A 13,272-nucleotide genomic window follows, 5' to 3' on the forward strand; every position below is an offset into this window, starting at 1 on the left:
GGTGGCAGATCCCCCAGGACCCGGGCACGAAGGAGCCCAGACACCATGGTTCACACAGACGCACCCATCCTGGCGTTGCGCTCGGTCTCCAAGCGGTTCGGTGCCGTTCAGGTGCTCACCGGCGTCGACCTGGAGGTGCGCGCCGGGCAGGTGGTCGCGCTGGTCGGCGACAACGGCGCCGGCAAGTCCACCCTGGTCAAGACGATCGCCGGCGTGCACCCGATCGACGAGGGCACCATCGAGTGGGCCGGCAAGCCGGTCCACCTGACCCGCCCTCAGGACGCGCAGGCGCTCGGCATCGCGACGGTCTACCAGGACCTCGCGCTCTGCGACAACCTCGACGTGGTCGCCAACCTCTTCCTCGGCCGCGAGCTCGTGCGCGGCGGCCGGCTGGACGAGGTGGCCATGGAGAAGCGGGCCAAGGAGCTGCTCGACACGCTCTCCATCCGGATCCCCAGCGTGCGCATCCCGGTCGCGGCACTCTCCGGCGGCCAGCGCCAGGTGGTGGCCATCGCCCGCGCGCTGGTCGGCGACCCGAAGATCGTCATCCTGGACGAGCCGACCGCCGCCCTCGGCGTCGAGCAGACCGCCCAGGTCCTGGACCTGGTCGAGCGGCTGCGCGAGCGCGGTCTCGGCGTGATCCTGATCAGCCACAACATGGCGGACGTGCGCGCGGTCGCGGACGAGGTCGCGGTGCTGCGCCTCGGCCGCAACAACGGCGTCTTCCCGGTCGCGACCACCACCCACGAGACGATCATCTCCGCCATCACCGGCGCCACCGACAACGCGGTGACCCGGCGCCAGGCCCGGGTGGCGGGGGCGAACCAGTGAGCAAGCACTCCAGTACCCAGAACGCCTCCCGGACGAACGGCAGTACAGTGACCGAGACTTCAGCGACGAACGTCCCCGCCGTGGACCCGCGGCTGCTGGTGCGCGAGCGCGGCTTCGCCGGCTACCTGGCCGAGTTCAAGGGCAAGCTGCGCAGCGGCGACCTGGGCTCGGTGCCCGTGGTGCTCGGGCTGATCCTGATCGCCGCCATCTTCCAGGGGCTGACCGGCAACTTCCTCAACGCCGGCAACCTCTCCAACATCGCCCTCTACATCGCGGGCCCCGGCCTGATATCGGTCGGCATCGTCTTCGTGCTGCTGCTCGGCGAGATCGACCTCTCGCTCGGTTCGGTGGCCGGCGTCTCGGCCGCCATCTCCGCCGTCCTCTCCATCCAGCACGGCGTCAACGAGTATCTGGCGATCGTGATCGCCATCGTCGCGGCGCTGGCCATCGGCGCGCTGCACGGCTTCTTCTTCGCGAAGATCGGCGTGCCGGCCTTCGTCGTCACGCTGGCCGGCATGCTGACCTGGAGCGGTCTGCAGGGCTATGTGATGGGCAACACCGGGACGCTGAACAACATCCCGAACGGCGTCATCGCCAACCTGGACAACTACTTCTTCGACTCGGTCGCCGCCGCCTACGGCCTGGCCGCGGTCAGCGTCGCCGGCTACCTGGCCGCCGCGCTGCTGGGCGCCAGGAGCCGCCGCGAGGCCGGGCTGCCGTTCCGCCCGGTCAGCGAGATCGGGCTGCGCGCGGGCCTGCTGGCGGTCCTCGCCTTCGGCGCCGCGTACGTCCTCAACCAGGACCGCGGCCTGCCGCTGGCCCTGGTGGTGTTGCTCGGTGTGGTCATCGTCACCGACTTCGTGCTGCGCCGCACCACCTACGGCCGCAAGGTCTTCGCGGTCGGCGGCGGCGTCGAGGCGGCCCGCCGGGCCGGTATCAACGTGGCCCGGCTGCGGATCTCGGTCTACATGATCTCGGCCGGCCTGGCGTCGGTCGGCGGCCTCTTCATGGCCTCGCAGGCCGGTTTCGCCGACAAGCAGACCGGTAGCGGCTTCGTGCTGATGAACGCCATCGCGGCGGCCGTCATCGGCGGGACCAGCCTCTTCGGCGGCCGGGGCAAGACCTGGTCGGCGCTGCTGGGCGCGCTGGTGATCCAGTCGATCATCACCGGGCTGGACCTGGAGGGCATCAGCCAGTCGATCCAGTACATGATCACCGGCGCGGTGCTGCTCGGTGCCGTGGTGCTCGACTCGGTCTCCCGCCGGACCCAGAAGTCCGCCGGGCGCGGCTGACGGCATCACCGGGCCCGGGACACTCCCCGTACGACGGGGGCGTGTCCCGGGCCCTGCCACGCCCCGGCGCGCGCCCCGCTGGGAGCGCCCTCGCCGCACCCTGTCCGACGGGCGGACATTAGACTCGACCAGCCGGACGGTCCGACGGGGCGCCCGGGACCGGGTGCCCGCACCCGGACACGTACTGACTGAGGAGGAACGGGTGGCCCTGCTGACCCGCATTCGGGGACCGCGCGATCTCGACCGGCTCACCCCGGGACAGCTGGCTGACCTCGCGCAGGAGATCCGGGACTTCCTGATCGAGGAGGTCGCCAAGACCGGCGGGCACCTCGGCCCCAACCTCGGCGTGGTGGAGCTCACCATCGCGATGCACCGGGTCTTCGACTCCCCGCGCGAGCGGATCCTCTTCGACACGGGCCACCAGAGCTACGTCCACAAGCTCCTGACCGGCCGGCAGGACTTCACCCGGTTGAAGATGAAGGGTGGCCTGTCCGGCTACCCGTCCCGGGCCGAGTCCGAGCACGACGTGATCGAGAACTCGCACGCCTCCACGGTGCTCGGCTACGCCGACGGCATCGCCAAGGCCACCCAGCTGCAGGGCATCAAGGACTGCCCGGTGGTCGCGGTGACCGGCGACGGCGCGCTGACCGGCGGGATGGCCTGGGAGGCGCTGAACAACATCGCCGACGGCCGGGACCGTCCGGTGATCATCGTCGTCAACGACAACGAGCGCTCCTACTCGCCGACCATCGGCGGCCTGGCGAACCACCTGACCACGCTGCGCACCACCCAGGGCTACGAGCGCTTCCTGACCTGGGGCAAGGACGCGCTGCAGCGCACTCCGGTGGTCGGCCAGCCGCTGGCCGGGGCGCTGCACGGCGCCAAGAAGGGCCTCAAGGACTTCATCGCCCCGCAGGGCATGTTCGAGGACCTCGGCCTGAAGTACCTCGGCCCGATCGACGGCCACGACATCACCGCCCTGGAGTCCGCGCTGCGCCGCGCCCGCGGCTTCGGCGGCCCGGTCATCGTGCACTGCATCACCGAGAAGGGCCGCGGCTACCAGGCCGCGTTGCAGAACGAGGAGGACCGCTTCCACGCGGTCGGCGTCATCCACCCCGACACCGGCCTGCCGGTGAAGACCTCCGGCAAGGACTGGACGTCGGTCTTCGGCGAGGAGATGGTCGCGCTCGGCGCCGAGCGCAAGGACATCGTGGCGATCACCGCCGCGATGCTGCACCCGGTGGGCCTGGCGCCGTTCGCCAAGGCGTACCCGAAGCGGACCTTCGACGTCGGCATCGCCGAGCAGCACGCGGCCGTCTCGGCGGCGGGCCTGGCGACGGCCGGCCTGCACCCGGTGGTGGCGGTCTACGCGACCTTCCTCAACCGGGCCTTCGACCAGGTCCTGATGGACGTCGCCCTGCACAAGCTCGGCGTCACCTTCGTGCTCGACCGCGCGGGCGTCACCGGCACCGACGGCGCCTCGCACAACGGCATGTGGGACATGTCGATCCTCCAGGTGGTCCCCGGGCTTCGGCTGGCCGCCCCGCGCGACGCCGACCAGCTGCGCACCCAGCTGCGCGAGGCGGTCGAGGTGACCGACGCCCCGACCGTGGTCCGCTACTCCAAGGGCTCGGTCGGCCCGGCGGTCGCCTCGCTCGGCCGGATCGGCGGCATGGACGTGCTGCACGGCTCGGCCCAGCCGGTCGCCGAGGGCGAGCAGCGGGCGGACGTGCTGATCGTCTCGGTCGGCGCGCTGGCCCCGCTCTGCCTGGACCTGGCCGCGCTGCTGGACGCCCAGGGCATCACCGCCACCGTGGTCGACCCGCGCTGGGTCAAGCCGGTGGACGCGGCCCTGCCGGGTCTGGCGGCCGAGCACCGGGTGGTCGTCACGGTCGAGGACAACGGCCGCGCCGGCGGCGTCGGCTCCGCGGTCGCCCAGGCCCTGCGCGACGCCGAGGTGGACGTGCCGCTGCGCGACTTCGGCATCCCGCAGGAGTTCCTGGACCACGCCAAGCGCGAGGAGATCCTCGCGGAGATCGGCCTGACCGCGCCGGACATCGCCCGCAAGGTCACCGAGCTGGTGTCGCGGCTCGACGCCGTCACGGTCCGTGCCTGATCCCTTGCAGCGGACCAGAATTGCATGATTTGCAGCTCATAGTGCAGGGACCGGCGGCACTCCCGCCGGTCCCTGCGGGTAGGTTGTCACTCGTGCCGACCGACTCCACGACCCCCACGCGCCTCGCCGCGCTGTACGCGCTCTACGCGAGGCTGCCCGAAAGAGTTCGGACGGGGTACTGGACCAGAGTCGTCCCGGTGCTGACCGTGCTGGCGGTCGCCACGCACATCCCCTCGTTCCTGCGGCCGGTCTGGAGCCCGGACGAGGGCTACCTCGCCACCCAGGCCCGGATGCTGGCCGACGGCGGGGTCCTCTACGACACCGTGGTCGACCGCAAGCCGCCGCTGCTGCCCTGGCTCTACGAGGCCTGCTTCTCGGTCTTCGGCTCGCTCTCGCTCTGGCCGCTGCGCACCCTGGCCATCGTGGCCCACCTGGCCACCGCCGTCCTGCTGGCCTCGATCGCCCGTGGCCGCTGGGGCAACCGGGCGGGCGCGGCGGCCGGCGGCCTCTATCTGCTGCTCTCCATCGGCCTCTCCCCGGAGGACACCCAGGCGGCGACCTTCGAGGTCTTCATGCTGCCCGCGATGGTGGCCGCCTTCCGCTACGCCGAGCGCCGGCGCTGGCTGGCGGCCGGCATCGCGGTGGCGCTCTGCTCGCTGACCAAGCAGACCGGCGGCGCGGTGCTGCTGCCGGTGCTCTGGATGCTCTTCCAGGACGCCCGGCGGCGCGGGGTGCGCTGGCGGCCCGCGCTGCTCAAGATCGGCTTCGGGTTCGCGGTGCCGATAGCCCTGGTCGCGGCGATCCTGACCAAGCCGAAGGGCTTCCTCTTCTGGGTGGTCACCGGCAGCGGCGACTACGCCTCGCTGGGCGGCGGGGCCTGGTGGCAGATGCTCGGCCGGGCGCTGGGCAACTCGGCGATCCTGGCCGCGGCCGGCCTCGGCTTCCTGCTGCCGCTGGGCCGTCGGCTCTGGCTGCGCTACCGCGCCGGGCGGGACCTGCCGAGCATCGGCACGTCCCGCGGCTCCACCGGCGACCTGTGGATCTGGCTGGTCTCCTCGGTGGTCGCGGTCGCCACCGGCTTCCACTTCTTCGGCCACTACTACCTGCAGCTGATGCCGCCGCTGGTGCTGCTGGGCGTCGGAGCCGTCTCGGTCTCCGCGATCAGCTGGCGGCCGGTGATGGCGTACAGCCTGGTGGCCTCGTTCGCCTTCTGGGTGCTGGCGGTGGCCTGGCCGGGCGAGCAGCTCAACCAGACGACGGCGGTGGCCACCGCGGTGGCCGCGCGCAGCACGCCCAAGGACACCGTTTTGGTCTGGGGCATGCACCCGGAGCTGTACTGGCTCTCCGACCGCAAGCCGGTCACCCGTTACCTGACGGCGGGGTTCCTGACCAACTTCAGCGGTGGCAAGGGCAGCGCGGACGTCGGCGAGCAGTACAGCGTCGCGGACGCCTGGCAGACCTTCGACCAGGAGATCAACGCCAAGGGCCTGCCGGAGATCGTGGTCGACGACTCGGGCAACGCGCCCTACCAGCCCACCCTGGTGCCCACCATCGAGAACCTGCTGGACAGCCACTACGACGTGGTCGGCGCCTTCGGCGACACGATGGTCTACCGGCTCAGGAAGTGAACCGGTAGACCGGGACCGACGTGTGGGCGTCAGGTGTTGCGACGGGCGAGGGTCCGGCGGGTGCCCATGACCATCCCGGCGGCGGTGAAGCCGAGCAGGCAGGTCAGGCCTCCGATGATCAGGTTGTTCCAGATCATGCCCCGCGTCGCGGTGTGCCCTATGGTCACGACCCACGGCGAGATGATCAGGAACACGCCCATGGCCGTCAGCGACCAGGTCAGCCCGAACATCCGGGCCGGAGCGATGGTGAGGCCGAGCCCGAGCGCCGCGATCGCGAGCCCCATGATGAGGTTGACGACGGTCAGCTCGTGGCTGGCCGCGCTGAAGTGCACGACGTAAGGCGAAATGGCCAGGTACAGCCCCGTGAGGAAGACGAGTCCGTCGACTGCCACTCCCTGCGGCCCGTCCATCATGCGTGCGTACCGGTTCCGCATCTCCGAGATGTCCGGGTGGGTGGAGAGGTCACCGGGGTGATGTGAGACGTCGGCCATAACGACTCGCCTCCTTCGGCGTTCAAGTGCGATCTGCTTGGCCTAACGGCAATTATGCGCTTTGTCCTAATTTGCTGTATAGGGCTCAGGGGTGGCAGAAACGCCGAAGGGCAGCCGGAAACGCCGAAGGGCGGCCCGCTCCGGTGGGAGCGGGCCGCCCTTCGGCGTGTGCCGCGACTAGGCCGGGATGCTGGCCAGGCCGGGGGCGAGGAACTTCTTGCCGTTCACCCGCTCCGAAACACCCTCACGGTCCAGGTAGGGAGTGATCCCGCCCAGGTGGAAGGGCCATCCGGCGCCGGTGATCATGCACAGGTCGATGTCCTGCGCCTCGCCGACGACGCCCTCGTCGAGCATCAGTCCGATCTCCTGCGCCACCGCGTCCAGCGAGCGGGTGAGGACCTGCTCCCCGGTCAGCACGGTGTCGCCGAACTGCAGCAGCGCCAGCACCTCGGGGTCCAGCACCTGCTGGCCGTCCACCCAGATGTAGAAGCCGCGCTTGCCGGCCTTGACCACCCGGCCGAGGTTCTCCGAGACCGAGAAGCGGTCCGGGAACGCGCGGTGCAGGGTCTCCGAGACGTGCTGCGCGATGGCCGGGCCGACCAGCTCCAGGAGCACGATCGGGGACATCGGCAGGCCGAGCGGGAGCACGCCCTGCTCGACCGTCTCGATCGGGGTGCCCTCGTCGATGATGGCCTGGATCTCGCCCATGAAGCGGGTCAGGATCCGGTTCACCACGAACGCCGGGGCGTCCTTGACCAGGACGGCGGTCTTCTTGAGCTTCTTCGAGACGCCGAAGGCGGTGGCCAGCGACGCGTCGTCGGTCTGCTCGCCGCGCACGATCTCCAGCAGCGGGAGGATCGCGACCGGGTTGAAGAAGTGGAAGCCGACGACCCGCTCCGGGTGCTCCAGCTTGGAGGCCATCTCGGTGATCGACAGCGAGGAGGTGTTGGTGGCGAGGACGCAGGTCGGCGAGACGACCGCCTCCAGGTCCGCGAAGACCTGCTGCTTGACGCCGAGCTCCTCGAAGACGGCCTCGATGACGAAGTCCGCGTCGGCGAAGCCGGCGGCCTTGTCGAGCGAGCCGCTGACCAGGCCCTTGAGGCGGTTCGCCTTGTCCTGGTTGATCCGGCTCTTGGCCAGCAGCTTGTCGATCTCGGCGTGCACGTAGCCCACGCCCTTGTCGATCCGCTCCTGGTCGATGTCGGTGAGGACCACCGGCACCTCCAGGCGGCGCGCGAAGAGCAGCGCCAGCTGGGAGGCCATCAGGCCGGCGCCGACGACGCCCACCTTGGTGACCGGGCGGGCCAGCGACTTGTCCGGTGCGCCGAAGGGCTTCTTGGCCCGGCGCTGCACCAGGTTGAAGGCGTACAGCCCGGCGCGCAGCTCGCCACCCATGATCAGGTCGGCCAGCGCCACGTCCTCGGCGTCGAACCCCTTCTGCAGGTCGCCGTCCTTGGCCGCGGCCATGATGTCCAGCGCGCGGTAGGCGGCGGGGGCGGCGCCGTGCACCTTGGAGTCGGCGACCGCGCGACCCCAGGCGATGCACTGGTCCCAGTTGTCGCCGCGGTCGATCTCCGGGCGCTCGACCACGGTCTCGCCCTTGAGGACCTTGGCGGCCCACAGGATCGACTGCTCCAGGAAGTCGGCCGGCTCGAAGATCGCGTCCGCGATGCCGAGCTGGAACACCTCCTTGCCCTTGAGCTGCTTGTTCTGGCTCATCGAGTTCTCGATGATGACCTTGACCGCGTTGGCCGGGCCGACCAGGTTCGGCAGGATGGTGCAGCCGCCCCAGCCGGGGACCAGGCCGAGGAAGACCTCGGGCAGCGAGAACGCCGGCACACCCGCGCTGACGGTGCGGTAGGTGCAGTGCAGACCGACCTCGACACCGCCGCCCATGGCAGCGCCGTTGTAGAACGTGAAGGTCGGCACCGGCAGCGCGGCGATCCGCTTGAAGACGTCGTGACCGCCCTTGCCGATGGCCAGCGCGTCGCTGTGCTCCTTGAGCACCTCGACACCCTTGAGGTCGGCGCCGACCGCGAAGATGAACGGCTTGCCGGTGATCGCGACGGCGACCACCTTGCCCTCGGCGGCCTCGGCCTCGACCTGGTCCAGCGCCTCGGACAGCTTGGCCAGCGAACCCGGGCCGAAGGTGGTCGGCTTGGTGTGGTCGAAGCCGTTGTCCAGCGTGATCAGCGCCAGCTTGCCGGCCTGCAGCGGCAGGTCCAGGTGGCGCACGTGGGCGGTGGTGACGACCTCGCCGGGGAACAGCTCGGCGGCCCGCTTGAGAAGCTCAGTGGTGCTCATCTTCACTTACCACCCTCGAAGTGCGGGTTCTCCCAGATAACGGTCCCGCCCATGCCCATGCCGATGCACATGGTGGTCAGGCCGTACCGGATGTCCGGGCGCTGCTCGAAGCGGCGGGCCAGCTGGTTCATCAGGCGCACGCCGGTGGAGGCCAGCGGGTGGCCGTAGGCGATCGCGCCGCCGTACGGGTTGACGCGCTCGTCGTCGTCCGCGATGCCGTAGTGGTCCAGGAGCGAGAGAACCTGGACGGCGAAGGCCTCGTTGATCTCGAAGGCCTGGATGTCGTCGATCGTCAGACCGGCCTTCTCCAGCGCCTTCTCGGTCGCCGGCACCGGGCCGATGCCCATGACCTCGGGCTCGACGCCCGCGTAGGCGAAGGAGACCATGCGCATCTTGATGGGCAGGCCGAGCTCCAGGGCGACGTCCTCGGCCGCGAGCAGCGACGCGGTGGCGCCGTCGTTCAGGCCGGCCGCGTTGCCCGCGGTGATGTTGCCGTGCACGCGGAACGGTGTCTTGAGACCCGCCAGGCTCTCCATCGTGGTGCCCGGGCGCATCGGCTCGTCGGTGGTGGCCAGGCCCCAGCCGGTCTCGCCGACGTCGGGGTTGGTGTTCCGGACCGAGATCGGCACCAGGTCGGGCTGGATGTCGCCGTTGGCGTACGCCTTGGCGGCCTTCTCCTGCGAGCGCACCGCGTAGGCGTCGCAACGCTCCTTGGTGATGTGCGGGAGCCGGTCGTGCAGGTTCTCCGCGGTCATGCCCATGAACAGCGCCGACTCTTCGACGATCTTCTCGGACATGAAGCGCGGGTTCGGGTCGACGCCCTCACCCATCGGGTGGCGGCCCATGTGCTCGACGCCACCGGCGACGACGATGTCGTACGCGCCGAAGGCGATACCACCGGCGGTGGCGGTGACCGCGGTCATCGCGCCCGCGCACATGCGGTCGATCGCGTAGCCGGGCACCGACTTCGGCAGGCCGGCCAGCAGGCCGACGGTACGGCCGATGGTCAGGCCCTGGTCGCCGATCTGCGTGGTGGCGGCGATGGCCACCTCGTCGATGCGCTCGACGGGCAGGTTCGGGTTGCGGCGCACGAGTTCCCGGACGCACTTGACGACGAGGTCGTCTGCGCGGGTCTCGTGGTAGATGCCCTTCGGGCCGGCCTTGCCGAACGGGGTGCGGACGCCATCGACGAAGACGACGTCCCTCGCGGTACGAGGCACGGGGGCTCTCCTCCCAGGGACCAACAGAACAGGTGGCAGGCCGCCACCGGAACCCCGTCGCAAGGACGGCCGAGCAGCACTGCTTCACCGCCATGCTACTGGTCGGTAACCAACTTGCCCAGGGCCGGGGTCCTCACGGCCTTGTGTCCCGCGACACGTCCCCGGGCAGGCCGTGCGACCCGCCCGGGGAACGCCGCTGACTACTCGCTCGGCGGGGCCGCCGCGGCGGTCTCGAAGGCCGTGGCCAGCACGGGGGCGACCAGCTCGACCTGCCAGCGGCGCGCACCGAGGGTGCGCAGCGCCCCGGCGATGGTGGCGGCGGTGGCCTGCGCCGGCGGCTCCCAGGAGACCCGGCGCACCAGCTCCGGCGTGATCAGGTTCTCGGCCGGCAGGTGGTGCTGCTCGGCCAGTTCGGTCACCGCGGCGCGGGCCGCGGAGAGCCGGGCGGCGGCCACCGGGTCCTTCTCGGCCCAGGCGCGCGGCGGCGGCGGGCCCTCGTGCGGCGCGGTGGCGGGCGGCAGCTGTGCCTCGGGGATCGCCCGGGCGCGCTCCAGCGCGGCCATCCACTGCTCCAACTGGCGGCGGTGGACCCGCGGGCCGAAGCCCTGCACGGCCTGCAGGGCCGGCACGTTCAGCGGCATCGCGAGGGCCGCGCTGACGATCGCGGCGTCCGAGAGAACTCGGCCCGGCGAGACGTCCCGCTCCTGGGCGATCTTGTCGCGGGCCTGCCAGAGCTCGCGGACCGCCGCCAGCTGGCGGCGCCGGCGCACCTTGTGCAGTCCGGAGGTGCGTCGCCAGGGGTCGACCCTGGGGGTCGCCCGCGGCGCGGCCGCGATCGCGGCGAACTCCTCGAGTGCCCAGCCGAGCTTGCCCTGGCCGTCCAGCTCCTGTTCGAGTGCGTCCCGCAGCTCGACCAGCACCTCGACGTCCAGAGCGGCGTAGCGCAGCCAGGGCTCGGGCAGCGGGCGGGTGGACCAGTCCACCGCCGAGTGCTCCTTGGCCAGCGTGTAGCCGAGCACGCTCTCGGTCATCGGGCCCAGGCCCACGCGGGGGAATCCGGCGATCCGTCCGGCGAGTTCGGTGTCGAAGAGCTGACGCGGCCTCATCCCGACCTCGGCCAGGCAGGGCAGGTCCTGGGTGGCGGCGTGCACCACCCATTCGGCGTCGGCCAGCGCCTCGCCGAGCGCGCTGAGGTCGGTACAGGCCGCCGGGTCGATCAGCGCGGTGCCGGCACCGGCTCGGCGGAGCTGGATGAGGTAGGCGCGCTGGCCGTAGCGGTAGCCGGAGGCCCGCTCGGCGTCGACGGCCACTGGTCCGGTGCCTGCCGCGAAGGCCGCGACGACGGCGGCCAGCGCCGTTTCGTCCGCGACGACGGGAGGGAGGCCGTCCCGGGGTTCGAGGAGCGGGACCGGCTGTGTCTCTACGGCGATGGCATCGATGGCTTCGGTCACTCACCAAGGGTACGACGACCCTCGTGGGCGGGAGCCTGATCGTCAGTCGTCGACCTGCCGGAATGCCAACGGCGGTCCGGAGGAAACGTTCCTCCGGACCGCCGCGCGGCCGCTCAGTGGATGATGCCGGTCCGCAGGGCGACGGCGACCATGCCGGCCCGGTCGCCGGTGCCCAGCTTGCGGGCGATCCGGGCCAGGTGGCTCTTGACGGTCAGGGCGGAGAGCCCCATCGCCACGCCGATCGCCTTGTTCGACTGGCCCTCCGCCACCAGCCGAAGGACCTCGACCTCGCGGCCGGACAGCTCGCGGTAGGTGGTCGGCTGCGTGCCGGGGGCGCCGGGCGCCCCGGGGGCGCCGCTGTGGCCGGGCGTGCCGGGCATCCCCGGACGGCGCATCCGGCCGGCCAGCCCGCCCGCGCCGATCGGCAGGCCCGGGCGGCCGGGCATCGCGACGTTGGTGCGGGTGCCGGTCACCACGTAGCCCTTGACGCCGCCGGCCAGCGCACTGCGCACCGCGCCGATGTCGTCGGCGGCCGAGAGGGCCAGTCCGTTGGGCCAGCCCGCCGCCCGGGTCTCGGCCAGGATGGTGAGGCCGGAGCCGTCCGGGAGGTGGACGTCGGCCACGCAGATGTCGCGTGGCGTGCTGACCCGAGGCCGCGCCTCGGCGATCGAGGACACCTCGATGACGTCGCGTACGCCGAGCGCCCACAGGTGCCGCGTGACGGTGTTGCGGACCCGGGGGTCAGCGATCACCACCATCGCGGTGGGCTTCGTCGGGCGGTAGGCAACCACGTTCGCGGGGTGGTCGAGAAGGACCGACACCAGGCCTCCTGTGGGGAGTGGCGGACGGAACCCCGAGGGGGAAGGAATCGGAGTGTTCCGCATATGGAAAGGGTCACAGACTGCTTCGGCATCATCCGCGCCCGGCTTTAGCGAAAGATCACTATCTAGTGAGTCACAATACGGACAAATCGAGCAGGCGACTGATGCGACATGCCTGTGACTCGCGCAGAAGTCGGTCGCGAAAAGTCATAAACGGTCATGCCGGGGCGTCGAGTTGACGCATGGTGATGCCCCGCGTGCGTGCGGTGGCAGGGCCGGACCGCGTCGGCGGGGTGCGAGGGGGCGTCAGCCTTCAGTGTGAGCGCGGCCGACGGCGGGCGGGCATCGGGACCACTCCGCCGAGTGACGGCGCGTCAGGGAGCGACAGGGGCGCGGGCATGGACGGCGGGAGCCCGCCGCAGATGCAGAGCAGGTCCGCCCAGGCGGCCAGGTGCCGCTCGAAACGGCCGTCCGAGGGCGTCCAGGAGGCGCGGACCTCGATCTCGGTGGAGGAGGCCCGGTCGGCCAGTCCGCCGAAGTACTGCGAGGAGCTGCGCGACACGGTGCCGCTCGGCTCGCCCGCGATCGCGCCGTGGGTCTGCAACGAGTCGGTCAGCCAGGCCCAGCCGACCTCGGAGAGCATCGGGTCGTCCGCGATCTCGTGCTCCAGCTCGGCGCGGGTCATCGTGACGATCCGGAACTCGCCGTTCCAGGCCTCCTGCCCGGCCGGGTCGTACAGCAGCACGAGCCGGCCGTCGGCCACCTCCTCGCCGTCCACCTCGACCGTGGCGGTCACCGCCCAGCTGTACGGCGCCAGCCGCCGCGGTGCGGGGGTAGGGGAGAGCTGTACCTCGGGGCGCAACCGGGTCCCCGCAAGCGCCTCTACCGCGCTGCGGAACTCGATCGGCGCCGACTCCTTGCTCGTCCCGCCACTCTGTGCGGGGTTCCCGCCGACCGCTGCCATGACCTGAAGACTAGGCGGCGGGCGGCCGCTATGCGCGGAACTGCCGCCCGCGTCGCGCTGTGTCTTGGGCACTCTCCCCGGTGGCCCGGTGTCACTGTCCCGTTCTGTGCCGTTACGCCCGGCCCGTCCGGCCCGGCCGGCCTTGGAGGAACCG

General features: G+C 71.2%; 10 protein-coding genes. 4 read left to right on the forward strand and 6 right to left on the reverse strand.

All coding sequences use genetic code 11. The features are described 5' to 3' along the window. Window positions 1-45 precede the first annotated feature (45 nt). From BS80_RS06125 to BS80_RS06140, 4 genes are all read left to right on the forward strand, one after another. Complete coding sequence (locus tag BS80_RS06125; RefSeq protein ID WP_035794123.1) at window positions 46-831, forward strand: ATP-binding cassette domain-containing protein; 786 nt, start codon at window positions 46-48, stop codon at window positions 829-831. Further along, window positions 828-2,123 carry a sugar ABC transporter permease gene (locus BS80_RS06130; protein WP_083974311.1) on the forward strand — a complete coding sequence of 432 codons (1,296 nt, stop codon included), beginning with the start codon at window positions 828-830 and terminating at the stop codon, window positions 2,121-2,123. Before BS80_RS06125 ends, BS80_RS06130 begins: the two co-directional genes overlap by 4 nt. A 202-nt stretch (window positions 2,124-2,325) precedes the next feature. Continuing rightward, window positions 2,326-4,239 carry a 1-deoxy-D-xylulose-5-phosphate synthase gene (gene dxs / locus BS80_RS06135; RefSeq protein ID WP_083974312.1) on the forward strand — a complete coding sequence of 638 codons (1,914 nt, stop codon included), beginning with the start codon at window positions 2,326-2,328 and terminating at the stop codon, window positions 4,237-4,239. 92 nt (window positions 4,240-4,331) lie between these two features. Further along, the gene (locus BS80_RS06140; protein ID WP_232246378.1) at window positions 4,332-5,867 is read left to right on the forward strand and encodes an ArnT family glycosyltransferase; all 1,536 of its coding nucleotides are present in this window, start codon (window positions 4,332-4,334) and stop codon (window positions 5,865-5,867) included. A 29-nt stretch (window positions 5,868-5,896) separates the two neighbouring features. Here the strand turns inward: BS80_RS06140 and BS80_RS06145 are convergent, their stop codons facing one another. The 6 genes from BS80_RS06145 to BS80_RS06170 form a co-directional block, all read right to left on the reverse strand. Further along, on the reverse strand, window positions 5,897-6,358 hold the full coding sequence (locus BS80_RS06145; RefSeq protein ID WP_035794126.1) for an SPW repeat protein: 462 nt from the start codon (window positions 6,356-6,358) through the stop codon (window positions 5,897-5,899). Between the two features lie 177 nt (window positions 6,359-6,535). Next, on the reverse strand, window positions 6,536-8,662 hold the full coding sequence (locus tag BS80_RS06150) for a 3-hydroxyacyl-CoA dehydrogenase NAD-binding domain-containing protein (RefSeq protein ID WP_035794127.1): 2,127 nt from the start codon (window positions 8,660-8,662) through the stop codon (window positions 6,536-6,538). Between the two features lie 2 nt (window positions 8,663-8,664). Beyond that, on the reverse strand, window positions 8,665-9,882 hold the full coding sequence (locus tag BS80_RS06155) for a thiolase family protein (protein WP_035794128.1): 1,218 nt from the start codon (window positions 9,880-9,882) through the stop codon (window positions 8,665-8,667). Window positions 9,883-10,082: 200 nt separating this feature from the next. Then, window positions 10,083-11,333 (reverse strand): HRDC domain-containing protein, encoded by a 1,251-nt coding sequence (locus BS80_RS06160; protein WP_035794129.1) that lies wholly within the window; start codon window positions 11,331-11,333, stop codon window positions 10,083-10,085. A gap of 113 nt (window positions 11,334-11,446) precedes the next feature. Continuing rightward, window positions 11,447-12,154 carry a response regulator transcription factor gene (locus BS80_RS06165; protein ID WP_035794130.1) on the reverse strand — a complete coding sequence of 236 codons (708 nt, stop codon included), beginning with the start codon at window positions 12,152-12,154 and terminating at the stop codon, window positions 11,447-11,449. A 313-nt stretch (window positions 12,155-12,467) separates the two neighbouring features. Next, window positions 12,468-13,118, reverse strand: a complete 651-nt coding sequence (locus BS80_RS06170) for a DUF3000 domain-containing protein (protein WP_035794131.1) — start codon at window positions 13,116-13,118, stop codon at window positions 12,468-12,470. Between the last annotated feature and the right edge of the window lie 154 nt (window positions 13,119-13,272).

The organism is Kitasatospora mediocidica KCTC 9733 (genome assembly GCF_000744225.1).
GTDB lineage: Bacteria > Actinomycetota > Actinomycetes > Streptomycetales > Streptomycetaceae > Kitasatospora > Kitasatospora mediocidica.

Excerpts from the sequence above, each read along its gene's own strand:
- BS80_RS06170 (WP_035794131.1), bottom strand. The coding sequence starts at position 13,118 with ATGGCAGCGGTCGGCGGGAACCCCGCACAGAGTGGCGGGACGAGCAAG.
- BS80_RS06125 (WP_035794123.1), top strand. The coding sequence starts at position 46 with ATGGTTCACACAGACGCACCCATCCTGGCGTTGCGCTCGGTCTCCAAG.
- BS80_RS06145 (WP_035794126.1), bottom strand. The coding sequence starts at position 6,358 with ATGGCCGACGTCTCACATCACCCCGGTGACCTCTCCACCCACCCGGAC.
- BS80_RS06150 (WP_035794127.1), bottom strand. The coding sequence starts at position 8,662 with ATGAGCACCACTGAGCTTCTCAAGCGGGCCGCCGAGCTGTTCCCCGGC.